Origin of the sequence: Streptomyces triticisoli (assembly GCF_003270085.1) — a bacterium.
Taxonomy (GTDB): Bacteria; Actinomycetota; Actinomycetes; order Streptomycetales; family Streptomycetaceae; genus Streptomyces; species Streptomyces triticisoli.
Map to the genome: position 1 here is coordinate 25,260 of NZ_QFDQ01000219.1, position 26,690 is coordinate 51,949.

At 70.4% G+C, this 26,690-nt stretch carries 30 protein-coding genes; 24 read left to right on the forward strand and 6 right to left on the reverse strand.

Features of this window, described 5'->3' with window-relative positions:
- Positions 1 to 2: 2 nt before the first annotated feature.
- The 11 genes from DEP02_RS26800 to DEP02_RS26850 all read left to right on the forward strand — a co-directional run bounded on the left by DEP02_RS26800 (position 3) and on the right by DEP02_RS26850 (position 7,341).
- The gene (locus DEP02_RS26800; protein ID WP_157977551.1) at positions 3 to 395 is read left to right on the forward strand and encodes a hypothetical protein; all 393 of its coding nucleotides are present in this window, start codon (positions 3 to 5) and stop codon (positions 393 to 395) included.
- A 239-nt stretch (positions 396 to 634) separates the two neighbouring features.
- Complete coding sequence (locus tag DEP02_RS26805) at positions 635 to 982, forward strand: GntR family transcriptional regulator (RefSeq protein WP_112470255.1); 348 nt, start codon at positions 635 to 637, stop codon at positions 980 to 982.
- A 194-nt stretch (positions 983 to 1,176) separates the two neighbouring features.
- A complete protein-coding gene (locus DEP02_RS26810; protein WP_332872004.1) occupies positions 1,177 to 1,986 on the forward strand; it encodes a DUF1648 domain-containing protein in 810 nt (269 codons plus the stop codon).
- Between the two features lie 225 nt (positions 1,987 to 2,211).
- The gene (locus tag DEP02_RS26815; protein ID WP_232839292.1) at positions 2,212 to 2,361 is read left to right on the forward strand and encodes a hypothetical protein; all 150 of its coding nucleotides are present in this window, start codon (positions 2,212 to 2,214) and stop codon (positions 2,359 to 2,361) included.
- A 31-nt stretch (positions 2,362 to 2,392) separates the two neighbouring features.
- A complete protein-coding gene (locus DEP02_RS26820; RefSeq protein ID WP_112470257.1) occupies positions 2,393 to 3,067 on the forward strand; it encodes a UbiX family flavin prenyltransferase in 675 nt (224 codons plus the stop codon).
- Positions 3,068 to 3,179: 112 nt separating this feature from the next.
- Positions 3,180 to 3,635, forward strand: a complete 456-nt coding sequence (locus DEP02_RS26825) for an Lrp/AsnC family transcriptional regulator (protein WP_112470258.1) — start codon at positions 3,180 to 3,182, stop codon at positions 3,633 to 3,635.
- A 48-nt stretch (positions 3,636 to 3,683) separates the two neighbouring features.
- Positions 3,684 to 4,847 carry an aminofutalosine synthase MqnE gene (gene mqnE, locus DEP02_RS26830; RefSeq protein WP_112470259.1) on the forward strand — a complete coding sequence of 388 codons (1,164 nt, stop codon included), beginning with the start codon at positions 3,684 to 3,686 and terminating at the stop codon, positions 4,845 to 4,847.
- A gap of 75 nt (positions 4,848 to 4,922) precedes the next feature.
- Complete coding sequence (locus DEP02_RS26835; protein ID WP_112470260.1) at positions 4,923 to 5,597, forward strand: UdgX family uracil-DNA binding protein; 675 nt, start codon at positions 4,923 to 4,925, stop codon at positions 5,595 to 5,597.
- A gap of 16 nt (positions 5,598 to 5,613) precedes the next feature.
- Positions 5,614 to 6,138, forward strand: a complete 525-nt coding sequence (locus tag DEP02_RS26840) for a GNAT family N-acetyltransferase (RefSeq protein ID WP_112470261.1) — start codon at positions 5,614 to 5,616, stop codon at positions 6,136 to 6,138.
- 117 nt (positions 6,139 to 6,255) lie between these two features.
- Positions 6,256 to 6,555, forward strand: a complete 300-nt coding sequence (locus DEP02_RS26845; protein ID WP_112470262.1) for a DUF4229 domain-containing protein — start codon at positions 6,256 to 6,258, stop codon at positions 6,553 to 6,555.
- Positions 6,556 to 6,627: 72 nt separating this feature from the next.
- Positions 6,628 to 7,341 (forward strand): TetR/AcrR family transcriptional regulator, encoded by a 714-nt coding sequence (locus DEP02_RS26850; RefSeq protein WP_112470263.1) that lies wholly within the window; start codon positions 6,628 to 6,630, stop codon positions 7,339 to 7,341.
- 3 nt (positions 7,342 to 7,344) lie between these two features.
- Here the strand turns inward: DEP02_RS26850 and DEP02_RS26855 are convergent, their stop codons facing one another.
- The 3 genes from DEP02_RS26855 to DEP02_RS26865 all read right to left on the reverse strand — a co-directional run bounded on the left by DEP02_RS26855 (position 7,345) and on the right by DEP02_RS26865 (position 9,604).
- On the reverse strand, positions 7,345 to 8,229 hold the full coding sequence (locus tag DEP02_RS26855) for a MaoC family dehydratase (protein WP_112470264.1): 885 nt from the start codon (positions 8,227 to 8,229) through the stop codon (positions 7,345 to 7,347).
- A 263-nt stretch (positions 8,230 to 8,492) separates the two neighbouring features.
- Positions 8,493 to 9,212 carry a class I SAM-dependent DNA methyltransferase gene (locus DEP02_RS26860; protein ID WP_112470265.1) on the reverse strand — a complete coding sequence of 240 codons (720 nt, stop codon included), beginning with the start codon at positions 9,210 to 9,212 and terminating at the stop codon, positions 8,493 to 8,495.
- Between the two features lie 188 nt (positions 9,213 to 9,400).
- Complete coding sequence (locus DEP02_RS26865; RefSeq protein ID WP_003992177.1) at positions 9,401 to 9,604, reverse strand: cold-shock protein; 204 nt, start codon at positions 9,602 to 9,604, stop codon at positions 9,401 to 9,403.
- A 369-nt stretch (positions 9,605 to 9,973) separates the two neighbouring features.
- Here DEP02_RS26865 and DEP02_RS26870 point away from each other — a divergent pair, with 369 nt between their 5' ends.
- The 5 genes from DEP02_RS26870 (at position 9,974) to DEP02_RS26895 (ending at position 15,642) form a co-directional block, all read left to right on the forward strand.
- Positions 9,974 to 10,822 carry a menaquinone biosynthetic enzyme MqnA/MqnD family protein gene (locus DEP02_RS26870; RefSeq protein WP_112470266.1) on the forward strand — a complete coding sequence of 283 codons (849 nt, stop codon included), beginning with the start codon at positions 9,974 to 9,976 and terminating at the stop codon, positions 10,820 to 10,822.
- A 62-nt stretch (positions 10,823 to 10,884) separates the two neighbouring features.
- Entirely contained in the window at positions 10,885 to 12,510 is a 1,626-nt protein-coding gene (locus tag DEP02_RS26875) for a serine/threonine-protein kinase (protein WP_112470283.1), read from the forward strand.
- 158 nt (positions 12,511 to 12,668) lie between these two features.
- Complete coding sequence (gene mqnC / locus DEP02_RS26880) at positions 12,669 to 13,868, forward strand: cyclic dehypoxanthinyl futalosine synthase (protein ID WP_112470267.1); 1,200 nt, start codon at positions 12,669 to 12,671, stop codon at positions 13,866 to 13,868.
- Positions 13,869 to 13,890: 22 nt separating this feature from the next.
- Positions 13,891 to 14,541, forward strand: coding sequence for a hypothetical protein (locus DEP02_RS26885; protein ID WP_112470268.1), 651 nt, complete (start codon positions 13,891 to 13,893; stop codon positions 14,539 to 14,541).
- A gap of 408 nt (positions 14,542 to 14,949) precedes the next feature.
- On the forward strand, positions 14,950 to 15,642 hold the full coding sequence (locus DEP02_RS26895; RefSeq protein ID WP_112470270.1) for a demethylmenaquinone methyltransferase: 693 nt from the start codon (positions 14,950 to 14,952) through the stop codon (positions 15,640 to 15,642).
- Positions 15,643 to 15,709: 67 nt separating this feature from the next.
- Here the strand turns inward: DEP02_RS26895 and DEP02_RS26900 are convergent, their stop codons facing one another.
- Together DEP02_RS26900 and DEP02_RS26905 are read right to left on the reverse strand one after the other, a co-directional pair.
- Positions 15,710 to 16,039 carry a PASTA domain-containing protein gene (locus DEP02_RS26900; protein ID WP_112470271.1) on the reverse strand — a complete coding sequence of 110 codons (330 nt, stop codon included), beginning with the start codon at positions 16,037 to 16,039 and terminating at the stop codon, positions 15,710 to 15,712.
- 90 nt (positions 16,040 to 16,129) lie between these two features.
- The gene (locus DEP02_RS26905) at positions 16,130 to 16,654 is read right to left on the reverse strand and encodes a GNAT family N-acetyltransferase (protein WP_112470272.1); all 525 of its coding nucleotides are present in this window, start codon (positions 16,652 to 16,654) and stop codon (positions 16,130 to 16,132) included.
- 100 nt (positions 16,655 to 16,754) lie between these two features.
- On the opposite strand from DEP02_RS26905, the gene DEP02_RS26910 reads away from it, so the two are divergent.
- Complete coding sequence (locus tag DEP02_RS26910) at positions 16,755 to 18,083, forward strand: geranylgeranyl reductase family protein (protein ID WP_438947802.1); 1,329 nt, start codon at positions 16,755 to 16,757, stop codon at positions 18,081 to 18,083.
- Between the two features lie 193 nt (positions 18,084 to 18,276).
- Here DEP02_RS26910 and DEP02_RS26915 read toward each other — a convergent pair whose 3' ends face one another.
- Complete coding sequence (locus DEP02_RS26915; RefSeq protein WP_112470273.1) at positions 18,277 to 19,098, reverse strand: C40 family peptidase; 822 nt, start codon at positions 19,096 to 19,098, stop codon at positions 18,277 to 18,279.
- An 804-nt stretch (positions 19,099 to 19,902) separates the two neighbouring features.
- Between DEP02_RS26915 and DEP02_RS26920 the strand changes: the two genes are divergently transcribed.
- The 7 genes from DEP02_RS26920 to DEP02_RS26950 all read left to right on the forward strand — a co-directional run.
- Positions 19,903 to 20,262, forward strand: coding sequence for an NADH-quinone oxidoreductase subunit A (locus tag DEP02_RS26920; protein ID WP_018543830.1), 360 nt, complete (start codon positions 19,903 to 19,905; stop codon positions 20,260 to 20,262).
- A 15-nt stretch (positions 20,263 to 20,277) separates the two neighbouring features.
- Positions 20,278 to 20,832 (forward strand): NuoB/complex I 20 kDa subunit family protein, encoded by a 555-nt coding sequence (locus DEP02_RS26925; RefSeq protein ID WP_112470274.1) that lies wholly within the window; start codon positions 20,278 to 20,280, stop codon positions 20,830 to 20,832.
- Positions 20,829 to 21,614 (forward strand): NADH-quinone oxidoreductase subunit C, encoded by a 786-nt coding sequence (locus DEP02_RS26930; protein WP_112470275.1) that lies wholly within the window; start codon positions 20,829 to 20,831, stop codon positions 21,612 to 21,614. Before DEP02_RS26925 ends, DEP02_RS26930 begins: the two co-directional genes overlap by 4 nt.
- A complete protein-coding gene (locus DEP02_RS26935; protein WP_112470276.1) occupies positions 21,611 to 22,951 on the forward strand; it encodes an NADH-quinone oxidoreductase subunit D in 1,341 nt (446 codons plus the stop codon). The genes DEP02_RS26930 and DEP02_RS26935 overlap by 4 nt, the downstream gene beginning before the upstream one ends.
- Positions 22,948 to 23,817, forward strand: coding sequence for an NADH-quinone oxidoreductase subunit NuoE (gene nuoE, locus DEP02_RS26940; RefSeq protein ID WP_112470277.1), 870 nt, complete (start codon positions 22,948 to 22,950; stop codon positions 23,815 to 23,817). Before DEP02_RS26935 ends, nuoE begins: the two co-directional genes overlap by 4 nt.
- The gene (gene nuoF / locus DEP02_RS26945) at positions 23,814 to 25,160 is read left to right on the forward strand and encodes an NADH-quinone oxidoreductase subunit NuoF (protein ID WP_112470278.1); all 1,347 of its coding nucleotides are present in this window, start codon (positions 23,814 to 23,816) and stop codon (positions 25,158 to 25,160) included. The genes nuoE and nuoF overlap by 4 nt, the downstream gene beginning before the upstream one ends.
- Positions 25,157 to 26,690 (forward strand): NADH-quinone oxidoreductase subunit G (locus DEP02_RS26950; RefSeq protein ID WP_117434538.1); only part of this gene is annotated, 1,534 nt, incomplete at its 3' end. The genes nuoF and DEP02_RS26950, both read left to right, overlap by 4 nt.

The window sequence follows — 26,690 nt, forward strand, 5'->3', positions numbered from 1 at the left end:
GCATGACGATCGCCGTGCCCGGCGCCACCGGGATGGTCGGCAGCCGGGCCATCGCCGAGGCCGGTGCACGCGGACACGCCACGCACGAGGCGCTCGCAGGCTCTGCCTCCGATGGCGCCGCAGACGCCGCCGTGCTGATCGTGTGGACCACCCCGTTGGCGCCGACGGCCGATCGTGGATCAGCGCCGAGGATCTGGCCGTCGCCGTGGTCGACGAACCCGAGGTCCCTTCACGGTGACCGCAGCGTGGCACTCGACCTCGCGTGGCCTGTGCATTCCGAGTACTTGACCGGCTGCACCGCCCGGCGGGAGGCGATCTCCCGGAGGCTCATGGCACCCACCCTGCTGAAAAGGGTGAGCACCCGGCAGGCGGATGTCACTCGCGCACTCAAATGAGCGGCATGTGAACACCGGAGGCCGGGATGCTCACCCTTTCCAGCCGGGGGTAGGTGCCTCCTGGCCGGGTGGCGAGGGGCCGTGTCCCACGGCGCGGTGCAGGCGATCGAGCCCTTCACCCCCACCTGCGGATTCCGGCGCCTTGATCCCCTGCACCACCTGACGGAACGCCAACGGGCGTCGTCAGGTGTACGGCCTCATCATCAAATCAAATGAATGGTGCTAGCATCAGTAGCACCATGTTGCTGCGTTTGGACAAGCGAGACACTCGCCCTCTGCACGAGCAGGTGGCAGGCGCCGTCCGCCGTGCCATCGCCGAGGGTGAATGCCGACCGGGGGATCGCCTGCCATCGGCACGTGACCTCTCCCAGGCGCTTGGCGTCAACGTCAATACCGTCCTGCGGGGCCTGCGCAGCCTCAGGGACGACGGCCTGCTGGAGTTCCGCAGGGGGCGGGGAGTGACCGTGGCCGAAGGAGCCGAACAACGGTCGGATCTGTTGGAGCGAGTACACGCGCTGGTGACCGAGGCCGCGCGTCTGGGGTACAGCAGGGCCGACCTCGTCGAGATGATCAGGGGGATGCCGTGAACAGCCGTAGAGGGACTGAGCGCGGACCACGCTGGGGCACCGTGGCCTGGACAGCGGGCACCGCGGCTCTGATCGCCGCACTGCCGTGGGCTGCGAGCGGACGGCTGCCGGACAGGCTGGCCACACATTGGAACTTCGGGCGCAGTGAGCCCGACAGTTCGATGCCCTTCTGGGCCGCCTCTGTCTTCCCTGCCTTGATCTGGGTCATCCTGGCGGCCGGCGTGGTCCTGACCCTGCGAAGGGGCGGAGAGGCCTCTCGTGCGGCAGCGCGACCGTGGGCGGTCACCGCACTGCTGTCCGGCGGCGTCCTCCTGGCCGGTGCGCAGGCATCCGTCGTTCGTGCGAACCTCGACCGTGCGGACTGGCATCAGGCATCCCAGCCGACCCCCTGGCTCGTCGCCACCCTCGTGGCGACGGTTGCCGCAGGTGCTGCCGGCTGGCTGGTGACCACACGTGGACAGGCCACCGCCGCCCCCGTCCCGCCGGAGCACCGAGAAGGGCCGATTCTGCGGATCCCGGAGGGACAGCGCCTGGTGTGGTTCTCCCGTACCATCAACCCCTGGCTCCAAGCACTGGCGGCCCTGATGGGCCTGGTGGCCGTGGCAGCGGTCATCGCCCTCGTCAGTGGCCTTGCCGACTCAGGGCCGTTGTGGGCGCTGTTCGCCCCGTTCGCGTTCGCCTCCATCGCGGTGGCCGGCTGTGCGGCGGTGCAGGCGCGGGTGTCGGAGCGGGGCCTGGAAGTGGCGTTCGGCCCGCTCGGCTGGCCCGTGCGGCGCTGGGCCGCCGCGGACATCGAGTCCGCCCGCACCGAGCACCGCACTCCCGCACAGGTCGGCGGCTGGGGTTACCGGCTCAGCGGCCTCGGCACCACGGTCATGCTGCGCAGCGGGGAATGCCTCGTCATCCGTACGCGGGGCAAGAGAAAGGAATTCGCCGTCAGCGTCGATGACGCCGAGCGGGGCGCGGCTCTGCTGAACGCACTGGGTTCCACCCAGTCAGGTTGAGCAATGCTGCCGGGAGCGTGGCTTCTTCAGGTCGTGTCCTGCGCCCCGGCGCGGGCGTTCTCGAGGATGGCGCCGCGTTGGGGGAGACGAAGGAGCCCAGGCCGGGTTCGGTGTAGATGAGACCTTCCTTCTTCAGGTTCTGGTTCACCTGATCTCTGGCGAGGAGGCCCCGGCGTTCATGCCGGGGTGGGGGTACCTCCCGCCTGCGGGGGAGAATCGCATCCCGTGACGCTGTGGAATCCCGGCCCCGACGGCTACCGGGGCCGGGACACGGTCCCGTACGGGCCGGAACTGACCGTCGACTCCCCGCTCGGCAAGCTGACGATCCCCACCGATCGCCTTCCCGTGGATCCGAAGGTGTCCGGCCGGTCCTGAGTTCCGCGCGCCACGCCGGTAGGCTCGACGTGTGAACGTAGGAGAAACACAGCGCGCGCCTTGGATCGTGGGGGTGTCCGGGGCCTCCGGCACCCCGTATGCGGCGGCTGTGCTGCGGGCGTTGCTCGATGCCGGAGAGGGCGTCGACCTGGTGGTCAGTCGGGCCTCGCGGCTCACCCTGCTCGACGAGACCGGGATCTCCTTCCGGGACGCGCACTGGCAGGACGACCTGCGGGAATGGCTGTCCCTGGGGGCCGACGGCAAGCCCGGGACCTTCGACGTGGACGTCACGGGGGTACGGCACTGGCGCGCCGGTGACCTGGCGGCCGGGCCGTCCTCCGGATCGTACCCGGCGAAGGGCATGCTGATCGTGCCCGCCTCCACGGCCTGCGTGGCGGGGGTCGCCCTCGGGCTGTCGAAGGACCTGCTGCAGCGGGCGGCGAGCGTGACCCTCAAGGAGGGCAGGCCGCTGGTCGTGGCCGTACGGGAGACCCCGCTGCACGGCCAGACGCTGCGGCACCTGGTGACACTGGACGACGCGGGCGCCACCGTCCTGCCCGCCTCGCCCGCCTTCTACGCCGGAGCCACGCACATCCAGCACCTGGTGGACTTCGTGGCCGGCCGGGCCCTCGATGCCGTGGGCGTACCCCACCGCCTCTACCGCCGCTGGGAGGGCGAACTGGGCGGCGGCTCCCGGCCCGTGTGAGCAACAGCCCACGTGAGCAACAAGCAGTACCGGCAATACCAGTACCACTCGACACACTTCAGGAACTTCTCAAGATCTCTCACGGATCTCTTCAGTGGAAGGCTTCGATCGCATGGACGCGGTGGACAGGCAGCTCATCCAGGCCCTGAGGGAGAACGGCCGGGCCTCGTACGCGGAGCTGGGGCGCCTCGTCGGCCTGTCGGGACCGAGTGTTACCGATCGCATCAACCGGCTGGAGACGGCCGGAGTCATCACCGGCTACCGCGCCACCGTGGACGCCGCCTCGCTCGGCCTCGGCGTCACCGCCCTGATCGGCATCTCGCTCTCCGACGCCGCCGACCACGAGGACGTGGCGCAGCGGCTGAAGGACCTGTCCGAGATCGAGGACTGCTGGTTCATCGCGGGCGAGGACTCCTTCATGCTCAAGGTGCGCGCGTCGGACGTCGACGCACTGGAGAGCATCATCCGGCGGCTGTCCGGAACCAAGGGCGTCTCCCGGACCCGTACCACGATCGTGCTCTCCACGAAGTGGGAGAACCGGGTGGGTGAGCTGCCCGAGGAGGTCTGATCGTTCGGGCGTACGGTTGTCGGAGTCTTCGAGGAAAGAGGTAGGGGCATGGACGTCGGGCTCAAGCGTGAGCTGGAGGAGAAGGTCCGCTCCGGTGAGCGGCTGACCCGCGAGGACGGCATCGCGCTGTACGAGTCGGACGACCTGGCGTGGCTCGGCGGCCTCGCCCACGAGGTGCGCACCCGCAAGAACGGCGACGTGGTGCACTTCAACGTCAACCGGCACCTCAACATGACGAACGTGTGCACCGCGTCCTGCGCCTACTGCTCCTTCCAGCGCAAGCCGGGCGAGAAGGACGCGTACACGATGCGCATCGAGGAGGCCGTCAAGCTGGCCAAGGCGATGGAGTCGGAGAACCTGACCGAGCTGCACATCGTCAACGGCCTCCACCCCAACCTGCCGTGGCGTTACTACCCGCGCTCCCTGCGGGAGTTGAAGGCCGCCCTGCCCGAGGTGTCGCTGAAGGCGTTCACGGCCACCGAGATCCACCACTTCGAGACGATCTCCGGAATGTCCGCCTCCGAGATCCTCGACGAGCTGATCGACGCCGGGCTGGAGTCCCTCACCGGCGGCGGCGCGGAGATCTTCGACTGGGAGGTCCGGCAGCACATCGTGGACCACCGGACCCACTGGGAGGACTGGTCGAGGATTCACCGGCTGGCGCACGAGAAGGGGCTCAAGACCCCCTGCACCATGCTGTACGGCCACATCGAGGAGCCCCGCCACCGCGTGGACCACGTGCTGCGGCTGCGTGAGCTGCAGGACGAGACCGGCGGCTTCCAGGTCTTCATCCCGCTGCGCTACCAGCACGACTTCGTGGACATGAAGGACGGCAAGGTCCGCAACCGGCTCCAGGCCCGTACGACGATGGCGACCGGCGCCGAGGCCCTGAAGACCTTCGCCGTCTCGCGGCTGCTGTTCGACAACGTCCCGCACGTCAAGGTCTTCTGGGTGATGCACGGCGTGCAGACCGCGCAGCTCGCCCTGCAGCACGGCGCCGACGACATGGACGGCTCGGTCGTCGAGTACAAGATCACGCACGACGCGGACAACTTCGGCACCCCGAACAAGCTGACCCGCGACGACCTGCTGGAGCTGATCCGCGACGCGGGCTTCCGGCCGGTGGAGCGCAACACGCGGTACGAGATCATCCGGGAGTACGACGGCCCGGACCCCGCGCGTCGCGAGTCGCCGCAGCCCATGCGGGTGTGACAGCAGAGGTGTGACCGCGAAGCTGTGACCGCCGGAGCGCGGTGAGGCCGGTGGCCGGGCGGGTACCCGTCCGGCATGGCCACCACGAAGCCGAAGGCCGCCGGGAGCCCCGAGGCTCCCGAGGACGCCTACACCGCCGAGCCCTTCGTCCCGGCCCACGCGGATCTGGCCGCCCTGCGCGAGGCGGCGGCCGGCTGCCGCGGCTGCCCGCTGCACCGGGACGCCACGCAGACCGTGTTCGGCGCCGGGGACACCGACGCCCGGGTCATGCTCGTCGGCGAGCAGCCCGGGGACCAGGAGGACCGGCAGGGCAGGCCGTTCGTCGGGCCGGCCGGGAAGCTGCTGGACCGGGCGCTGGCCGAGGCGGGCATCGACCCGGACGAGGCGTACGTCACCAACGCGGTCAAGCACTTCAAGTTCACGCGGGCCGGGCCGCGCGGGCGCCGTATCCACAAGGCGCCCACCCTGCGGGAGACGAAGGCGTGCGGGCCCTGGCTGGCGGCCGAGCTGGCGCTCGTCGAGCCCGAGCTGATCGTGGTCCTGGGCGCGACGGCCGGCAAGGCGCTGCTGGGCTCGTCGTTCCGGGTGACCGAGGTGCGCGGGACCGTGCTGGAGCAGGAGATCCACGGGCGCCGGGAGCGGCTCGTGCCGACCGTGCACCCCTCGTCCGTGCTGCGGGCGGAGGACCGGGAGGGGGCGTACCGGGGGCTGGTCTCCGATCTGAAAGTGGCAGCGGGGGCGCTGAGGTAATAAGTACTATGCGCCAATGCCCCTTACTTTCACTCTTGACCCCGCCGTCGACCCCGCCCTGCGCGACGGCATCCTCGACCTGTGGACCGACGTCTCGAACGCGGGCGGCGCGGTCGGCTTCGTGCCGCCGGTGACGCGGGAGGCGATACGGCCCGAGCTGGTGAAGCAGTTCATGGCGCTGACCGAGGGCCGTGCCCGGCTGCTGGTCGGCCACGACGAGGAGGGGCGGGTCGCCGCGACGGCCTTCCTGACCTTCAACACCCACCGGTTGATGACCCACTGGCTGTGGCTCTACACGGTGATGGTGCACCCGCGCCACCAGGGCCGGGGCTACGGCCGGGACCTGCTGGCGGTCGCGGCGGACGCGGCCCGCGGCTTCGACGGCATCGAGGCGATCCGGCTCACCTGCCGCGGCGGGCTCGGCCTGGAGCGGTTCTACGCCTCCTGCGGCTACAAGGAGGTCGGGCGGGTGCCCGACGCCATCCGGGTCGCGCCGGGCGACGACCGCGACGACGTGACCATGCTCCTGCCGCTGACCTGAGGCTGCTCCCCTGGCGTCCCGGTATCCCCTCGGTACCCCCTTTCACGATCGGGTGCCGGTCGTGCTTCACTGGACGTTGCCCTGTGGAAAATGTCCGGAACGGAAGAGTGGGTTGCGATGCTCCGCTACACGCTGATGCGCCTCGGGATCTTCGTGGGCTGCCTCGTGGTCGTCTGGGGCCTCGTCTACTCCGGCATCGCCCCGCGCGGCCTCGGCAGCTCCAACGGCCTGTGGGTCGTGACGCTCGCCCTGGTGATTTCGGCCCCGATCAGCTTCGTCGTCCTGCGCAAGGAGCGGGACCGGGCGTCGGCCCAGGTCGTCCGGCGGGTGGACCGCATGAAGGAGAACTTCCAGGCCAGCGCCGGCCAGGAGGACGCGGCCGACGACCAGGCGCGGGCACGGAGCCAGGCGTCCTGATTCGGTCGATCCGGTCCCGGTCGGCCCGTTCGGCGGGCCGGCGGCCGGTACCCCGAACGTAGGCTTGCCCGCATGGGTGCCGTGAAGACCAAGCGGAAGCCGAGGGCGGTGCGCGAGCGGCAGATGCTCGACGCCGCCGTACAGATCTTCGGACAGCGCGGCTACACGGCCGCGTCGATGGACGAGATAGCGGAACTGGCGGGCGTCTCCAAGCCGTTGGTCTACCTGTATCTGAACTCCAAGGAAGACCTCTTCAGCGCCTGCATCCGCCGCGAGGCCGGCGCGCTGACCGAGGCCGTGCGGGCCGGGGTCCGTCCCGACGTGCCCGCCGACCGTCAACTCTGGGAGGGGTCGCGGGCGTTCTTCGCGCACACCGCGCAGCACCCGGAGGGCTGGACGGTGCTGCACCGGCAGGCCCGTACGCACGGGGAGCCGTTCGCGGCCGAGGTCGCCGCGGTGCGCACGGAGTTCGTCGCGTTCGTCGCACAGTTGATCCTCGCCGCCGCCCGGGACGGGGCCGCCCCCTGCACGGGCGCGGCCGGCAGTGGGAGGGCCGGGAGCGGGAGTCCGGGGGAGCACGGGGAGCACCCCGGCCCCGGTCTGCCCGAGCACGAGGTCGCCGGGCTCGCCGAGGCCCTGGTCGGCGCCGCCGAGTCCCTTGCCGCCTGGGCCAACGCCACCCCGGGCGTCACGGCCCGCCAGGCGGCGGCGACCCTGATGAACTTCGCCTGGGCGGGCCTGGGCAACCTCATGGAGGGCCGGGCCTGGGCTCCGGCCGCGGTCTGAGGCTCAGATGAGCAGGGGGAGCACCTCGCCGGTCAGGTGGGTGCGCTGTTCCGAGGGGGCGCGCAGTTCGAAGCGGCCGATGTCGTCGGCGGCGTAGACGGCCGTGCCCGGCAGCAGGACGGGTGCCCGGAACTCGGCCCGGACCAGGGCGGCTTCGGGGGTGCCGTGGGCGGCGAGGCAGCGGGCCACGGTCCACATGCCGTGCGCGATCGCCCGGGGGAAGCCGAACAGGCGGGCGGTGAGCGGGTGGAGGTGGATGGGGTTGCGGTCGCCGGACGCGGCGCCGTAGCGCCGGCCCAGGTCCGCGGTGAGCCGCCACTCGGCGACGGCGGGCAGGGGGCCGCGCTTCTGCCGGGCGGCGCCGGGGTGCTCGGGCACGGGCCGGACGGTGCGGTGGCGGGCCAGGTAGGTGCTCGTCGACTCCCATACGACGTCTGCGCCCGCCGTCCTCATCACGGTGACGACGGTGGCCTGGGTGCCGCGCCGGTGGGGTGCCAAGTCGGCCAGATACACGGTCAGTTCGTAGCTGCCCGTCGCGGGCAGCGTGGCGTGCCGGGTGATGTCGATCGAGGTGTGCACCAGGCCGAGCAGCGGCAGCGGGAAGTCCGCGCCGCTCATCAGGCTCATGGCCTGCGGGAAGCCGAGCACGTGCGGATAGGTGATCGGCAGGGCGTCGTCGCCGGTCGCGAAGCCGCACACCCGCTCGTAGGCGGCCAGCCGCGCGAGGTCCACGCGGACGGAGGGCAGGACGAGCCGGGTGCGGGGGAAGGGCGCGTCCGGGCGGGGCCGCTTGAAGGGGGAGCGCAGGGCACCGCGGGCGAGCAGCGGGGCGAGGGCGGGGGAGCGGGGGAGGACGACGGTGTCCACAGCGGATCCGGTACCGGTCATCTCTCTGTGCCCCCTCAGGCAGGCCGCCCTTGTTACCGCAGGTAAGCCTACGTCACGGGTAGGGGAGGGGCGAGAGGAGCCCCCTCGGACCCCTCGCCCCCGTACTGGGCCGCCCCGGCTCCGGGTCCTCCGTCGACGGGCGCGGCCACGGTGGCGCCTCCGTACCCCGTCGATGAAGCTGCGCCGCCGGGCGATCCTGCGGGGCTTCGGGGGGGAGGAGGTGGAGGGGCTGTACGGGGGGAGAGAACCGTCCTTCGCGCGGACTACGACGGCTTGCGGGCCATCAGGAACGCGTGCGGTGACGACTCCGCGACCGTCTCGTCCCGTTCTCGTACGGTGCTGGAGCGGAGGGCGAAGCCGGCCGACGTCAGCAGCTCGGTGATCCGCTCCGGGCGGCGTCGCTGGAAGTCCAGGGACACCGGGTGGCCGAAGGGCTCGGAGAGGTGGAGCGGCTCGTCGCCGACCTGGAAGGCGAGCAGCAGGTGGCCCCCCGGCGCCAGGACGCGGTGGAACTCGGTGAAGAGGGCGGGAAGGAGGTCGAAGGGGGTGTGGATCGTCGAGTACCAGGAGACGGCGCCCGCGAGTTCCCCGTCGGGAAGGTCCAGGTCCAGGATCGAGCCCTGCTCGAACCGCAGACCCGGGTTCTCCCTGCGGGCCACGGCGAGCATCGACGCCGACAGATCCAGGCCGAACACGGACAGACCCAGCGAGTCCAGGTGCGCGGTGATCCGCCCGGGCCCGCACCCGAGGTCGGCCACCTGTCCGCCCGGGCCGACGAGCTCGGCGAAGGCCGCGAGCAGGGCGCGCTCCAGGGGTCTGGCCGCGAGTTCCCCGTGGAAATGTTCGGCGTAGTCCTCGGCGATGGCGTCGTAGAAGGTCCGGGTGGTGGTGAGGAAGTCGGTGCCGGAATCCGTATAGGTGTCTGTTTCTGTTCCGGTTCCTGTGTCTGCGCCCGTGTCTGTTCCTGTGCCTGTGTCGGTCATGGCCGTGGACGTTAGCGGGGCCCGCTGACAGCGGGCGGGGTTCGCGCGTCATTCAGGCCACCTCTGCGGCGGCCCGCCATTCCTTTCCGGGAACGTATGGGCGGGTTCGCCGGAAATTCACCGGACCGTGGGCCGGCAAAGGCAGGAGCCCCGTCGCCGGACGGCGCGGGGCTCCTTGGGTACTGCTCTCAGACCGGGGTGACGTTCTCCGCCTGCGGGCCCTTCGGGCCCTGCGTGACGTCGAAGCTCACCTGCTGGTTCTCTTCGAGGGAGCGGAAACCGCTCGCGTTGATCGCGGAGTAGTGGACGAAGACGTCGGGGCCGCCGCCTTCCTGGGCAATGAAGCCAAAGCCCTTTTCGGCGTTGAACCACTTCACGGTTCCGGTAGCCATAAGCCCTCCTTGGGCTCAAAGGGTCGCCCTGCTCCAGAACCTGCAAGTGTGATAACGAAATCGCCGCACAACTGCATACGTCTGAAAACGACCAGAGCCCGCGGTCACATGCTCCGCAGGCTCTGTACTGCAAGGGAAACCAAACTGCAACTTGCTGGCGAGCCTAGCACGCGGGCGGCCAAGCGCAATAGAGGCCAAGATCACGTCACCCGGATGTTTGAAGGTTCTGGCGAGAGGTTGACGCAGAGAGACCGGTTTGGCCTGACAGAAGGTTGGCACGGAATCGGCCGATCGGGGCAACCGGGTGGGCGCGGAAGCGGAGACGGGGGCGACGGCGGGACCGCGCCGGGGAGGGTCTAGTCTCGCGATGTGGACAATTCTCGCAACCGGCCGCGCGTCGGCCACATCCAGTTCCTCAACTGCCTTCCCCTGTACTGGGGGCTCGCGAGAACGGGCACGCTCCTCGACTTCGAGCTGACGAAGGACACCCCGGAGAAGCTCAGCGAGCAGCTGGTGCGGGGCGACCTCGACATCGGGCCGATCACCCTCGTCGAATTCCTCAGGCACGCGGACGATCTGGTCGCCTTCCCCGACATCGCCGTGGGCTGCGACGGCCCGGTGATGTCGTGCGTGATCGTCTCGCAGGTCCCGCTGGACCGGCTCGACGGCGCCCGGGTCGCCCTCGGGTCGACCTCCCGCACCTCCGTCCGCCTCGCCCAGCTGCTGCTGGCCGAGCGGTACGGGGTCGCACCGGACTACTACACCTGCCCGCCCGACCTGAGCCTGATGATGCAGGAGGCGGAGGCGGCGGTGCTCATCGGCGACGCGGCCCTGCGCGCCAACCTGCACGACGGCCCGCGCTACGGCCTCGACGTGCACGACCTGGGACAGCTGTGGAAGGAGTGGACGGGCCTGCCGTTCGTCTTCGCGGTCTGGGCGGCGCGCCGCGACTACCTCGGCCGCGAGCCGGACATCACCCGCAAGGTCCACGAGGCCTTCCTGTCCTCCCGCAACCTCTCCCTGGAGGAGGTCGGCAAGGTCGCCGAGCAGGCGGCCCGCTGGGAGGCCTTCGACCAGCAGGTCCTCGAGCAGTACTTCACCACCCTGGACTTCAGCTTCGGCGGCCCGCAGCTGTCGGCGGTCGCCGAGTTCGCACGGCGGGTCGGTCCGACGACCGGGTTCCCGGCGAATGTGAAGGTGGATCTGCTGCAGCCGTAGAGCCACAGCGCACTACCCTGCTGGGAGGCGTACGGGGGGCGTACGGGGGAGGGGTGGACACCATGCAGCCGCTGGAAGCCGACGAGCCCACCGCCGTGGGTCCCTACCGGCTGCTCGGCCGGCTGGGCTCCGGCGGCATGGGCCGCGTCTACCTGGGCCGCAGTGCGGGCGGCCGCACGGTCGCGGTGAAGATCGTGCACCCGCACTTCGCGCTCGACGAGGGGTTCCGCGCCCGCTTCCGCCGCGAGGTCGAGGCCGCGCGCCGGGTGGGCGGCGCCTGGACCGCATCGGTCCTGGACGCCGACCCCGAGGCGCCGGTGCCCTGGGTCGCCACCGCCTACGTGGCCGGCCCCTCCCTGACGGCGGCGGTCGTGGAGAGCGGTCCGCTGCCGCCGCACTCCGTACGGGTCCTGGGCGCCGGCCTCGCCGAGGCACTGGCGGCGGTGCACGAACTGGGCCTGGTGCACCGCGACGTGAAGCCCTCCAACGTCCTGCTCACCGTCGACGGCCCCCTCCTGATCGACTTCGGCATCGCCCGCGCCACCGACGGCACGGCGCCCCTGACCGAGACCGGAGTCTCGATCGGCTCGCCCGGCTACATGTCGCCCGAGCAGATCCTGGGCAAGGGCGTCACCGGAGCGACGGACGTCTTCTCCCTGGGCGCGGTCCTGGTCTACGCCGCGACCGGCGTGCCCCCCTTCCCGGGCGACTCCGTGGTGGTGCCCCTGTACAAGGTGATCCACGAGGAGCCCGAACTGGGCGCGATGGACGGAGACTTGCGGGAGCTGGCGGCGGCCTGCCTGGCCAAGGAGCCGGCTGCCCGCCCGACCCCGGGCGACGTGGCCCGCCGCCTCGCCCCCGAGGGCGCGTCCCGCCTGGTCGCGGCCGGCTGGCTCCCGTCCCGCCTGGTCGAACAGGTCAGCCGCAGCGCCGTACGGCTGCTGAACCTGGAGGCGGTGGACACGGGACCGGGAGCGCCGCAACCGGTGTCCGGTCCGCTGGATTCCAGCAGGGCCTCGACGGAAGGCCCGACGCCCTCCGCACACCCTGTCCCCGGGGGACAGTTCGGCCCGCCGCCGCTCATGCCGACCGCCGCACCGCCGCCCGGCCCCGGCCGCTCCTCGGGCACCGCGGGTGCGGCCGGCGAGGAGAGGCAGCGCCGCCGGCCGAGCCGCGGCGTGGTTCTCGCGGTCGCGGGCGCGCTGGCGGCGGTGACGGCCGGTTCACTGTTGTTGCTGCTCCCGCTCCGCCCCGGCGACAGCGGAACCGGCAGCAGCGGAACCGGCGGCAGAACACCCGGCAGCGGCCACTCCTCGACGCCGTCCGCCACCTCCTCCTCGATCCCCGCCCGCTACCTCGGCACTTGGGAGGGCCAGGGCGCCGCCCTCAAAGGCACCCTGCCGATGGGAACCTTCCGTGTGACGGTCCGCCAGGCCGCCGTGGGAAAGAAGGTGGGCGCGGTGCGCAACACGGACCACATCGGCGGCGTCTGCATCGACGTACTCACGCTGAAGCAGGTGACGGGGAAGGAGCTCGTCCTGTCGTCCAAGGGCGCCGGAACCAACCACCGCAACTGCGTCCAGGCCGAGCACACGGTCCGCCTCAGTCCGGTCGGGGACGACCTCATGTACAAGTCGGAGAGTTCCGATTCGGGATACCCGGAGGCGCGGCTGTTCAAGGCCGAGTAGACGCCGGCCGTCGTCGACGCGGCCTGAGGTGAGGAGCGTGAAACCCCTGACGTAGGCTGGTTCGGTCTGCCCACCCGTCTCCCACCACCACCCTTGTTTCGAGCGCTTCGCGCACACATCCTGTCCACCCCTTACGAACTCTTGCGAAAGGGACGCCGGTGACCGAGAAGGCCGACCTTCAGTCCGTCCTCGACCGTGCCGCCGGGGGCGGACGGATCACCCCCGAGGAGGCCCTCGTCCTCTACCGCGACGCGCCGCTGCACGCGCTGGGCGCCGCGGCCGACGCCGTACGCCGCCGGAAGTACGCGGGCACCGAGCACATCGCGACGTACATCATCGAGCGCAACATCAACTACACGAACGTGTGCGTCACGGCGTGCAAGTTCTGCGCCTTCTACGCCGCCCCCAAGGACACCGCGAAGGGGTGGACGCGCGACCTGGACGACATCCTGCGGCGCTGCGCGGAGACCGTCGAGCTCGGCGGTACGCAGATCATGTTCCAGGGCGGCCACCACCCGGACTACGGCGTGGAGTACTACGAGAGGCACTTCCGCGCCATCAAGGAGGCCTTCCCGCAGCTGGTGATCCACTCCCTGGGCGCCTCCGAGGTGGAGCACATGGCGCGGATCTCGGGCGTGTCGGTGGAGGAGGCCATCACCCGGATCCACGAGGCCGGCCTGGACTCCTTCGCCGGTGCCGGCGCCGAGCTGCTGCCGGAGCGGCCGCGCAAGGCCATCGCCCCGCTGAAGGAGTCCGGCGAGCGCTGGCTGGAGATCATGGAGGCCGCGCACCGGCTGGGCGTGGAGTCCACCTCGACGATGCTGATGGGCACCGGTGAGACGAACGCCGAGCGGATCGAGCACCTGCGGATGATCCGGGACGTACAGGACCGCACGGGTGGCTTCCGGGCGTTCATCCCGTACACCTACCAGCCGGAGAACAACCATCTGAAGGGCCGCACCCAGGCCACCCTCTTCGAGTACCTGCGGATGATCGCCATCGCCCGCCTCTTCCTCGACAACGTGATGCACATCCAGGGCTCCTGGCTGACCACCGGCAAGGACGTCGGCCAGCTGACCCTGCACTACGGCGCCGACGACCTCGGTTCGATCATGCTGGAGGAGAACGTCGTCTCCTCCGCGGGCGCCAAGCACCGGTCCAACCGGATGGAGATCATCGAGCTCATCCGGAAGGCGGGGCGGGTCCCGGCGCAGCGGTCGACGACGTACGAGCACCTCGTCGTCCACGACGACCCGGCGAACGACCCGGTCGACGACCGCGTGATGTCCCACATCTCCTCGACGGCGATCTCGGGCGGGACGGCCCACCCGGAACTCAAGCTCCTCACCTCCAACTGACACGGCACCAGGTGGGCCGTTCATGCTGACGATTCACGCCGCCGACCTGCTGGTCACCGCGGACCGGGTGCGTCCCGCCGTCGTGCCGGGCGGTGCGGTGCTCGTGGACGGCCGGGTGCTCGCGGGCCTCGGGACGTACCAGGAGCTGGCCGCCGCCCGTCCACAGGCCCGTGTCCGGCGCTGGCCGGGGCTCATCGCGCCGGGCCTGGTCAACCCGTACGGGCCCGAACTGCTGGAGCAGACCTACCATCCGGACCCGCGCGAGGCGGAGGAGCTGGGCACCGAGCCGGTCACCGGCGCGGCCCTCGCGTCGCTGCCCATGACCGACGCCCGCTGGGGCGCGAGCGCACGGCGCGGGGTGCAGCGGATGCTGGCGCACGGGACGGTCGCCGTGGCGGGGGAGCTGCGGCACCCGGCGGTGGTGGACGCGGTGCGCCGGGCGGGGCTGACGGTCGAGGAGCGGTTCGGGGACCCCACCGGCCCGCCCGCCCTGGACCCGCTGGCCGGACGCAGCCTCGCGGATGCGGTCCTGATGCCGCTGGCGCCGCTCGACGGCATGGACGCGACGTTCGCCGTCTTCGACGTCCCGGACGAGGCCGCGCTGGCCGTACGCGGAGCGGCGAGCTGCGTGGCGACCGTCCTCGGCGGCCGCCTGGTGTACCGCCGCCGCTGAGCCCTGCCGAAGGAGACGCGCAGGGTGCCGCCCGACTTCCGCAGCCGTGAAGTCCGTGCGGCCACTTGCTCGTTGTCGCTGCCGGAGGCCGTCGTGTCGCTCACGTACGGGGCGTACGACGTGCCGGCGGTGCGCTCGGGCACCTTCGGGGCCGCGTCCGAGGTGTCGCCGGAACCCGAGGAGCAGCCCGCGGCGGCCAGGGTGAACAGGCAGGCGAGCCCGGCCCCTGCCGGCTTCGGGAGACTCCTCATCAGGCATGCGCCAGCTCTCGTCGCGTCCGTCCGGGGACCGGGACAAATCGGGGTTCCGGGCCGGAGACATCCCACATCCGGCTGGGCCCGTGCGGTGGTACGCGAGAAGCCGCGGCTGCTGCCGTGACACCGCGGGGCCGCCTGCAACAATGGGCCCGTGACCCGCGCATCCCTGGACAAGCAGCCGCACGACGTCGCCTCGATGTTCGACGACGTGGCGGAACGGTACGACCTGACCAACGACGTGCTGTCCCTGGGACAGGACCGGCGGTGGCGCAAGGAGGTCGCGCGCGCCGTCGACGCCCGGCCGGCGCAGAAGGTCCTCGACCTCGCCGCCGGTACGGCCACCTCCTCGCTGCCCTTCACCCGCGCCGGCGCCTACGTCGTCCCCTGCGACTTCTCCCTCGGGATGCTGCGGGTGGGCAAGCGGCGGCACACCTGGCTGCCGTTCACGGCCGGCGACGCGACACGGCTGCCGTTCAAGGACGCCACCTTCGACGCCGTCACCATCTCCTTCGGGTTGCGCAACGTACAGGACTTCGACCAGGCCCTGCGCGAGATGTACCGGGTGACCAGGCCCGGTGGGCGGGTGGTCATCTGCGAGTTCTCCCACCCCACGTGGGCGCCGTTCCGCACCGTCTACACCGAGTACCTGATGCGAGCCCTGCCGCCCGTGGCGCGCGCGGTGTCCTCCAGCCCCGACGCCTACGTCTACCTCGCCGAGTCCATCCGGGCCTGGCCCGACCAGCCGGCGCTGGCCGGGCGGCTGCGGGCGGCCGGCTGGTCGAAGGTGGCGTGGCGCAACCTCAGCGGCGGAATCGTCGCCCTGCACCGGGGTTTCAAGGCCTGACGGTCACGCTGTCCCGCTGTGACGGTGCCACGTTGTGACGGTGTGACGGTGTCATGTTGTGACGGTGTCATGTGGGGCTGACCGCGTAGGGATCGCCCGGCTCGTCGAGCTCGCGCTGGAGCCCGCCCGTGGGCGGCCTCGGGATGCGCGGCTCGCGGACACCTCCGCCGCCCTCGCCCGGACCGAAGTCGAACCACACGTACACCAAGGAGTCCCGCGGGACCTCGGCCCCGGGCTGCGGGTACTGGCGTACGACGTGGTCGACGACGGTGAGGTGGAAGTCCGGACGGTCCGGCGCGTCGATGAACAGGCCCCGCGCCCGGGCGGTCTCGCGGGCGTCCACGGCCATCAGTCCGACCAGGCGCGGTACGCGCACTTCGGGTGTCTTGGGTGTCATGTGCACAGACGTCACCCCCAGCGGTAACCGGCAGGGTAACCGGCCAGGGGTGCCACCCGGAAGCGTCGGGTTTCTTTCCGTGACAATTGACTACCGTGAGTCACGGTCCTGTAGGTCGAGCCGGTAGCAGTGACCCTGTCGCTGCGACGTCGGCGTCACGAACGTCTCCGCGAGGCGCATGCCGAGCCGCCGGGCGACCGCGATGGACCGCTCGTTGCGGGCGTCGACCATGGCCACCACGCTCGGCAGGCCGGCCGCGCGCAGCCGCTCCAGGGTCATGTGGGCGGCCGCCGTGACGTATCCGCGGCCCCAGAACTCCCGGCCGAGCCGCCAGCCGATCTCCGTCTCCCCCGTGGGACCCCAGTCCCGCTCCCACGGCTGGGCGCCGGTGAAGCCCATGACCTGGCCGGAGTCGTCGAGCATCGTCCACAGGCAGAAGCCGCGCTCGGCGTCGTGCCGCCGCTGACGGGCGGTGAGTTCCTCGTAGACGGAGAGCTCCGCGGGCCTGCCGCCCTGGAACTCCATGACGTCCGGGTCGTCGAAGAGGTGGTGCCAGGCTATGGCGTCCTCGTCGGTGGGAACGCGCAGCCGTACGACGGGGAGAGCTCGGTTCACGGGGGACAGCCCTTCAGCCGGGTGATCAATTCTGCTGCATAGACTGCCCATGTCCGGTGCCGGTCGGCACGCACATTACGAACCTTGGGGAGATCCCGCCGTGACCGTCGAGACCGAGCCCCAGTCCGAGCCCCAGCCCGAATCCCCTTCCGAGGCCCTCTCCGGGAACAGAGCGGATGTGATCGTCGTGGGCGCGGGGCCGGCCGGCTCCACCACCGCGTACCACCTCGCCCGGGCCGGACTCGACGTACTCCTGCTGGAGAAGACCGAGTTCCCGCGGGAGAAGGTCTGCGGCGACGGTCTCACCCCGCGCGCCGTCAAGCAGCTCGTCGGGATGGGCATCGACATCTCCGAGGAGGCCGGCTGGCTGCGCAACAAGGGCCTGAGGATCATCGGCGGTGGTGTGCGCCTGCAGCTGGACTGGCCGGATCTCGCCTCCTTCCCGGACTACGGACTCGTGCGCAAGCGCGACGACTTCGACGAGCAGCTCGCCCGGCAGGCGCAGAAGGCGGGCGCGCGGCTGTACGAGCGCTGCAACGTGAGCGCCCCGATCGTCGACGACCGCACCGGCCGTATCACCGGGGTGAAGGCCAGGCTCGGCGAGGACAAGCGCGAGGTCACCTTCCACGCGCCGCTCGTCGTCGCCGCCGACGGCAACTCCACCCGGCTGTCCCTGGCGATGGGCCTGCACCGCCGCGAGGACCGCCCGATGGGCGTCGCGGTCCGGACGTACTTCGAGTCCCCCCGCCATGACGACGACTACCTGGAGTCCTGGCTGGAGCTGTGGGACCGGCGGGGCGCGCAGGACCGGCTGCTGCCGGGCTACGGCTGGATCTTCGGCATGGGCGACGGCACCTCCAACGTCGGCCTCGGGGTGCTCAACACCTCCGCGTCCTTCAAGGAGCTCGACTGGCGCGAGATCCTGAAGGCCTGGTGCGCGTCCATGCCCGAGGACTGGGGCTACACCCCTGAGAACATGACCGGCCCGATCCGCGGCGCGGCTCTGCCCATGGCCTTCAACCGCCAGCCCCACTACACCAGGGGCCTGCTGCTCGTCGGTGACGCCGGCGGTCTGGTGAACCCCTTCAACGGCGAGGGCATCGCCTACGCCATGGAGTCCGGCCAGCTCGCCGCCGAGATCATCGCCCAGGCCCAGTGCCGGGCCACGCCCGCCCAGCGCGAACTCGCCCTGCGGCGCTACCCGCGCGTCCTGAAGGACACCTACGGCGGCTACTACACGCTGGGCCGCGCCTTCGTGAAGCTCATCGGCAACCCGAAGGTCATGCAGATCGCCACCCAGCGCGGGCTGACCCACCCGCTGCTGATGAAGTTCACCCTCAAGCTGCTGGCCAACCTCACCGACCCGACGGGCGGCGACGCGATGGACCGCGTCATCAACGGCCTGAGCAAGGTGGCGCCCAAGGCGTGAGCCGGCTCGGCGGTCGAGGGCCGCCGAAGGCCGCCGAGGGGCGCTCACCGCGTGGTGAGCGCCCCTCGTGCGTTGCCGGAGTGCCGGGGTGCCGGGGTGTGCCCGAAGCCTGGAGTGCGCGCAGGCGCGCCGGAAGGGCCGCTGCCCCCGAGCGGCTGCGGCCCTTCACCCCGTACGGCTGTCGCAGGTGTCCTCAGAGCACCCGGACGGCGCCGGTCGGCGGGTCGTAGGACAGCGGCTTCTCGACGATGCCCGTGGACGCGTTCTGCGCACCGATGAACATACCGTTGCCGGAGTACACCGCCACGTGGTAAGCGCTGCCCGCGCTGCCCCAGTAGAGGATGTCGCCCGGCTGCAGGTTGGACAGCGACACCTGGGTGCCGACGGTCGACTGGCTCTGGGAGACGCGCGGCAGGCTGATGCCCGCCTGCTTGAAAGCGGCCTGCATGAGGCTGGAGCAGTCCCAGGAGTTCGGACCGGAGGCGCCCAGAACATACGCGTCACCGATCTGCGCACGGGCGAAGGCGATGACCGCCGCGGCGGAACCGGTCGCCGTGGACCTGCTCGTGGTGGCGGTGGTGCTGGTGCCGGCGCTCGCCGGGGCGGCGAGCGTGGTCCGCTTGGTGGTGCGGGAGGCGCGCTCGGCGGCGGCCTTGCGGGCGGCCTCGGCGGCCTTCTTGCGGGCTTCGGCCTTCTTCTTGGCGTCGGCGAGGTCCGCCTTGGCCTGCTTCGCGGCCTTCGCGGCGGCCGCGTCGCGCTCGGCCTGCAGCTGGTAGTTCGCGGCGGCCTGCTGCGTGGCGTCCGCCGACTGGGCCACCTGGGCGGCCAGATCTGCTGTCAGGGTGGGCAGTTCGAGGGTCTGGGTCACCGGCTCGGCGGCGTTCGCCGACGAGGCCGTTGTGCCGGCCACTGCCAGCGTGCCGAAAACGCCACTGGCAACTCCGGCCCGCATCGCGAGTTTCGGCGCGCTACGGCGGGGCTTCCGGTGGCTGCGTATGTGAGCGGTGTGGGACATGGGAACTACCGGTACCAGGGGCTCCTTCATATCTTCAAGGAACGTGTGCTGTGCCACATTTGCTCAATGGAGTGCCCAAAATCCCGGGCCCGGTTCCTTATTGACGGCGTAACGGACATTGCGGGCGCACGTGATCATGCCTGTGATCATGGGCTTTCGCTGTTACGTCCGAATTGCTCCCGACCTATCACCGGTTGGGATCGTTGGCCAAGCCCGACTCCCGGGCGTCCCTCGCGAGTGTGATGGAGGTCACGGAACGGTCGCCGCCTCGCGGCGCGTCCGCGCGCCGGAGCTCAGCAGTCCCTTATGTCACTTGAGCCCCATGCGTGAGAGGGGGTGCCGGCGGGGACTGCGGGGCGCGCCCTCCGGCTTGTGAAGGGGTGAACGTGTCCACATCTCGTGTCGCCGCCCCTCCGAGGTGTGAAAAGCCGCCCTATACCAAGGTCTTGACGAGCTCCGCCACTTTGCGCCGGACGTCGGGCATCTGATAGTGAACACCCCCTCCGACCTGCGAATACGCGATAAAATGTAACCAGTAGTGATCGCACAGGTGCTTCGCGTGCGAAGGTCACCGCTCATCCGGCTTGATGATCGTTCGTCAGGTGGTGAAGATCACAAAGCTCATGCGATACCCCGTGTCGCAGATCACAGAGCGTGGGGCATAGGATGCGAGGCAGTTGGGCTTGTGACCTGCTTCACATGTTCTCGATCTTCGTCGGCACAAGCGGGGGTGGTGGGGCATGTGAGGCGACTACGAGTCCACTACCGCCAGCAGTCAGTGCCGACTGAGAGGAGCGAGGAGCGGTGAACGCATATGCGCCCATCCTCGTACTGGGAGCCCTCGGGGCAGGCTTTGCGATCTTCTCCGTGATCATGGCCGCTCTGATCGGGCCGAAGCGGTACAACCGCGCCAAGCTCGAGGCCTATGAGTGCGGTATCGAGCCGACCCCCACGCCGGCCGGCGGCGGGCGTTTCCCCATCAAGTACTACCTGACGGCGATGCTCTTCATCGTCTTCGACATCGAGATCGTCTTCCTCTACCCCTGGGCCGTCACCTTCGACGCCCTGGGTGTTTTCGGGCTCGTGGAGATGCTGCTCTTCGTGCTCACCGTCTTCGTCGCGTACGCGTACGTATGGCGGCGCGGCGGCCTGGAATGGGACTGAGGGGCTTTATCAGACATGGGACTCGAAGAAAAGCTGCCGAGCGGTTTCCTGCTGACCACCGTCGAGCAGGCCGCGGGCTGGGTGCGCAAGGCGTCCGTCTTCCCGGCCACCTTCGGCCTCGCCTGCTGCGCGATCGAGATGATGACCACCGGCGCCGGCCGCTACGACCTGGCGCGCTTCGGCATGGAGGTCTTCCGTGGTTCGCCCCGGCAGGCGGACCTGATGATCGTGGCCGGCCGGGTCAGCCAGAAGATGGCGCCGGTCCTCAGGCAGGTCTACGACCAGATGCCCAACCCCAAGTGGGTGATCTCCATGGGTGTCTGCGCCTCCTCGGGCGGCATGTTCAACAACTACGCGATCGTCCAGGGCGTCGACCACGTCGTCCCCGTCGACATCTACCTGCCGGGCTGCCCGCCGCGGCCCGAGATGCTGGTGGACGCGATCCTCAAGCTCCACCAGAAGATCCAGTCCACCAAGCTCGGTGTGAACGCCGAGGAGGCGGCCCGCGAGGCGGAGGAGGCGGCGCTCAAGGCTCTGCCCACGATCGAGATGAAGGGGCTGCTGCGATGAGTGACGCCAACGGCAAGGGCGTGAACGGCTCCGCGGGCGGGGCCACGAACGGGTCCACGAACGGGGTCAACCCCGAAAAGGACCTCGCCGTCGACAACCTCCCCGGTCAGCGTGGCCAGGGCGGCGAGGAGATCCGCGTCCAGCGCGGCATGTTCGGTGCCAGCAACGGCGGCGACACCTCCGGTTACGGCGGCCTGGTCCGCTCGGTCCGGCTCCCGGGACCGGCCGGCCGGCCCTACGGCGGGTGGTTCGACGAGGTCGCCGACGAACTCGAGGGCGCGCTGGAGGAGCAGGGCCTCCTGCCCGAGAACGCGATCGAGAAGACGGTCGTCGACCGCGGCGAGCTCACCTTCCACATCGAGCGCGAGCACCTGGTCCGCGTCGCCCGCACCCTGCGCGACGACCCGGCCCTGCGCTTCGAGCTGTGCACCGGTGTCAGCGGCGTCCACTACCCGAACGACAAGGGCCGCGAGCTGCACGCCGTCTACCACCTGCGTTCGATCACCCACAACCGGCTGATCCGCCTCGAGGTCAGCGCCCCCGACAGCGACCGGCACATCCCGTCGCTGGTCCCCGTCTATCCGACGAACGACTGGCACGAGCGCGAGACCTACGACTTCTTCGGGATCGTCTTCGACGGTCACCCGGCCCTGACGCGGATCATGATGCCGGACGACTGGCAGGGCCATCCGCAGCGCAAGGACTACCCCCTCGGCGGCATCCCCGTCGAGTACAAGGGCGCCCAGATCCCGGCTCCGGACCAGCGGAGGTCGTACTCGTGAGCACGCAGTCAGCATCTGCCGCGTCGGCCGCTTCGGCACGCGACACCACCGAGGGCACCGTCTACACGGTCACCGGTGGCGACTGGGACGAGGTCGCCCAGTCCGCGGCCCGCGCCGACGACGAGCGCATCGTCGTCAACATGGGTCCCCAGCACCCCTCCACCCACGGAGTGCTGCGGCTGATCCTGGAGATCGACGGCGAGACGGTCACCGAGGCCCGCTGCGGCATCGGCTATTTGCACACCGGTATCGAGAAGAACCTCGAGTTCCGCACGTGGACGCAGGGCACCACCTTCGTCACGCGCATGGACTACCTGACGTCCTTCTTCAACGAGACCGCCTACTGTCTCGCCGTCGAGAAACTCCTCGGCATCGAGGACCAGATCACCGAGCGCGCCAACATCATCCGGGTGCTCCTGATGGAGCTGAACCGGCTCTCCTCCCACCTGGTGTGCATCGCCACCGGCGGCATGGAACTCGGCGCCACCACGATCATGATCTACGGATTCCGTGACCGTGAAATGATCCTCGACCTCTACGAGCTCATCACGGGCCTGCGGATGAACCACGCGTACATCCGGCCGGGCGGACTCGCCCAGGACCTGCCGCCCGGTGCGGTGGACCAGATCCGCGAGTTCGTGAAGAAGATGAAGAAGAACCTCCCGGAGTACGACGCGCTCGCCACCGGGAACCCCATCTTCAAGGCCCGTATGCAGGACATCGGCTACCTCGACCTGGCCGGCTGCATGTCCCTCGGCGCCACCGGCCCGATCCTGCGCGCCACCGGCCTGCCGCACGACCTGCGCAAGGCGCAGCCCTACTGCGGCTACGAGACGTACGACTTCGACATCCCGACCGCCGACACCTGCGACTCCTACGGCCGCTTCCTGATCCGCCTGGAGGAGATGCGCCAGTCGCTCAGGATCGTCGAGCAGTGCCTGGACCGGCTGCAGCCGGGCCCGGTCATGGTCGCCGACAAGAAGATCGCCTGGCCCGCCCAGCTCGCCCTGGGGCCGGACGGGCTGGGCAACTCCCTCGACCACATCAAGAAGATCATGGGCACCTCCATGGAGGCGCTGATCCACCACTTCAAGCTGGTCACCGAGGGCTTCCGCGTCCCGCCGGGACAGGCGTACGCGGCGGTCGAGTCGCCCAAGGGCGAACTCGGGGTGCACGTAGTCTCCGACGGCGGCACCCGCCCCTACCGGGTCCACTTCCGCGACCCGTCCTTCACCAACCTGCAGTCGATGGCGGCGATGTGCGAGGGCGGCCAGGTCGCCGACGTCATCGTCGCCGTCGCGTCCATCGACCCCGTGATGGGAGGCGTCGACCGGTGACCACCAGTTCTTCGGGGCAGGGCGTCAGCCTGGGCATGCCCGAACTGCCCGCACCCGACTACCCGGACGACGTCCGCGCCCGGCTCGAGCAGGACGCGCGCGAGATCATCGCCCGCTACCCGGACTCCCGGTCGGCCCTGCTGCCGCTGCTGCACCTGGTGCAGTCGGAGGAGGGGTACGTCACGCGCACCGGGATGCGGTTCTGCGCGGACGTGCTCGGCCTGACCACGGCCGAGGTCACCGCGGTCGCCACCTTCTACACCATGTACCGGCGCAGGCCGTCCGGTGACTACCAGGTGGGCGTCTGCACCAACACCCTGTGCGCCGTGATGGGCGGCGACGCCATCTTCGAGGCGCTCCAGGAACACCTCGGCGTCGGCAACGGCGAGACCACCGACGACGGCAAGGTCACCGTGGAGCACATCGAGTGCAACGCGGCCTGCGACTACGCGCCGGTCGTGATGGTCAACTGGGAGTTCTTCGACAACCAGACCCCGGCGAGCGTCAAGCGCCTGGTCGACGACCTCCGCGCGGGGCGGCCGGTGACGCCCACGCGCGGCGCGCCGCTGTGCACCTTCAAGGAGACCGCCCGGATCCTGGCGGGCTTCCCCGACGAGCGCGAAGGGGCCACGGAGGCCGGCGGCAGCGCGGGACCCGCCTCGCTGATGGGCCTCCGCCTGGCCAAGGGAGAGGCCGCACCCGCGCGCGTGGTCCACCCGCGCGACGGCGGACCGGACGACGGCGGACCGCACGGCCGGCCGCGGGACGCCGCCGTGCACCTGAGCTCGCACGACGCGCCGCAGGAGACATCGGCCTCCGATCCGTCCCATCCGCAGGGACCCGTCGGAGAGGAGGGGGAGGGATGACCTTGGCACCCGAGATCGACGAGAGCAGCCCCGAGAAGCTGCTCGTACCCGTGCTGTCGGCCTTCTGGGACGAGGACAGGTCCTGGACGCTGGACGTGTACCGGAGGCACGAGGGATACGAAGGGCTCCGCAAGGCGCTCGCCATGTCGCCGGACGACGTGATCGCGTACGTCAAGGACTCCGGCCTGCGCGGGCGCGGCGGCGCGGGATTCCCGACGGGAATGAAATGGCAGTTCATTCCCCAAGGTGATGGAAAACCGCACTATCTAGTTGTCAACGCCGACGAATCGGAGCCCGGAACCTGCAAGGACATCCCGCTCCTCTTCGCGAACCCGCACAGCCTCATCGAGGGCATTGTGATCGCGTGCTACGCCATCAGGTCGTCGCATGCCTTCATCTATCTGCGGGGTGAAGTCGTCCCCGTACTGCGGCGGCTGCACTCGGCCGTGCGTGAGGCCTACGCGGCCGGCTACCTCGGCGAGAACATCCTGGGCAGCGGCCTCGACCTCGACATCACCGTGCACGCGGGCGCGGGCGCGTACATCTGCGGTGAGGAGACCGCGCTGCTGGACTCGCTCGAAGGCCGCCGCGGTCAACCGCGGCTCCGTCCCCCCTTCCCCGCTGTCGCGGGCCTCTACGCGTGCCCGACTGTCGTGAACAACGTCGAGTCGATCGCGTCGGTTCCCGCGATCCTGAAAAACGGCAAGGACTGGTTCAGGTCGATGGGCAGCGAGAAGTCCCCGGGCTTCACGCTCTACTCGCTCAGCGGCCATGTCGCGAACCCCGGCCAGTACGAGGCCCCGCTCGGCATCACGCTGCGTCAGCTGCTCGACATGAGCGGCGGCATGCGCCCCGGGCACCGGCTGAAGTTCTGGACACCGGGCGGCTCCTCGACGCCGATGTTCACCGACGAGCACCTCGACGTCCCGCTCGACTACGAGGGGGTGGGCGCCGCGGGGTCCATGCTCGGCACCAAGGCCCTGCAGTGCTTCGACGAGACGACGTGCGTGGTGCGGGCCGTGACCCGGTGGACCGAGTTCTACGCCCACGAGTCCTGCGGCAAGTGCACGCCGTGCCGCGAGGGGACGTACTGGATGGTGCAGTTGATGCGGGACCTCGAGGCCGGCAAGGGCGCCATGTCCGACCTCGACAAGCTGTACGACATCGCTGACAACGTCAACGGCAAGTCCTTCTGCGCCCTCGGCGACGGCTCCGCCCAACCGATCTTCTCCTCCCTGAAGTACTTCCGCGAGGAGTACGAGCAGCACATCACGGGCCGGGGCTGCCCCTTCGACCCGGCCAAGTCCACGGCCTGGGCCGACCGTAAGGAGGTGTCCGCATGACCGTGACCACCAACGTTCCCGCGGGCGGAGGAGAGGCGGCGGTCCCGCCGGAAGACCTCGTGACGCTGACGATCGACGGGATCGAGATCAGCGTGCCCAAGGGCACCCTGGTCATCCGGGCCGCCGAACAGCTCGGCATCGAGATCCCCCGGTTCTGCGACCACCCCCTGCTCGACCCGGTCGGCGCCTGCCGGCAGTGCATCGTCGAGGTCGAGGGCCAGCGCAAGCCGATGGCGTCCTGCACGATCACCTGTACGGACGGAATGGTCGTCAGGACCCATCTCACCTCGCCGGTCGCCGAGAAGGCCCAGAAGGGTGTGATGGAGCTGCTGCTCATCAACCACCCGCTGGACTGCCCGGTCTGCGACAAGGGCGGCGAGTGCCCGCTGCAGAACCAGGCCATGTCGCACGGCAACGCCGAGTCCCGCTTCGACGGGAGGAAGCGGACGTACGAGAAGCCCGTCCCGATCTCCACGCAGGTGCTGCTCGACCGCGAGCGGTGCGTGCTGTGCGCCCGCTGCACCCGGTTCTCCAACCAGGTCGCCGGCGACCCGATGATCGACCTGCTCGAGCGGGGCGCGCTGCAGCAGGTCGGCACCGGCGAGGGCGACCCCTTCGAGTCGTACTTCTCCGGCAACACCATCCAGATCTGCCCGGTCGGCGCGCTCACCTCGGCCGCCTACCGGTTCCGCGCCCGCCCCTTCGACCTCATCTCCTCGCCGTCGGTGTGCGAGCACTGCGCGGGCGGCTGCGCCACCCGCACCGACCACCGGCGCGGCAAGGTCATGCGGCGGCTCGCCGCCGACGACCCCGAGGTCAACGAGGAGTGGATCTGCGACAAGGGGCGCTTCGCGTTCCGGTACGCGCAGATGCGGGACCGGCTCACCACGCCCCTGGTGCGCAACCCCGAGGGCGAGCTGGTGCCGGCGTCCTGGCCGGAGGCGCTGGAGATCGCCGCCCAGGGCCTGCTCGCCTCGCGCGGGCGGACCGGTGTGCTCACCGGCGGCCGGCTCACCGTCGAGGACGCCTACGCCTACAGCAAGTTCGCGCGCGTGGCGCTCGACACCAACGACATCGACTTCCGCGCGCGCGTGCACAGCGGCGAGGAGGCCGACTTCCTGGCCGCCCGGATCGCCGGACGCGGCCGGGACCTGGACGGCGGCGGTGTCACCTACACCTCCCTGGAGAAGGCGCCCGCCGTCCTGCTCGTCGGGTTCGAGTCCGAGGAGGAGGCACCCGGCGTCTTCCTCCGGCTGCGCAAGGCCTGGCGGAAGCACGGGCAGAAGGTGTTCGCACTGGCCACGCACGCCACGCGGGGCCTGCAGAAGGCGGGCGGCACGCTGCTGCCGGCCGCGCCCGGCACCGAGAACGAGTGGCTGGACGCGCTCGCGGGCGGTGTCGGCCTGGAGGGCGAGGGCACCGAGGCCGCCGAGGCGCTGCGCGAGCAGGGCGCGGTCATCGTCGTCGGCGAACGGCTCGCGGGAGTCGCCGGCGGCCCGACCGCCGCCGTACGGGCCGCGACCGCCACCG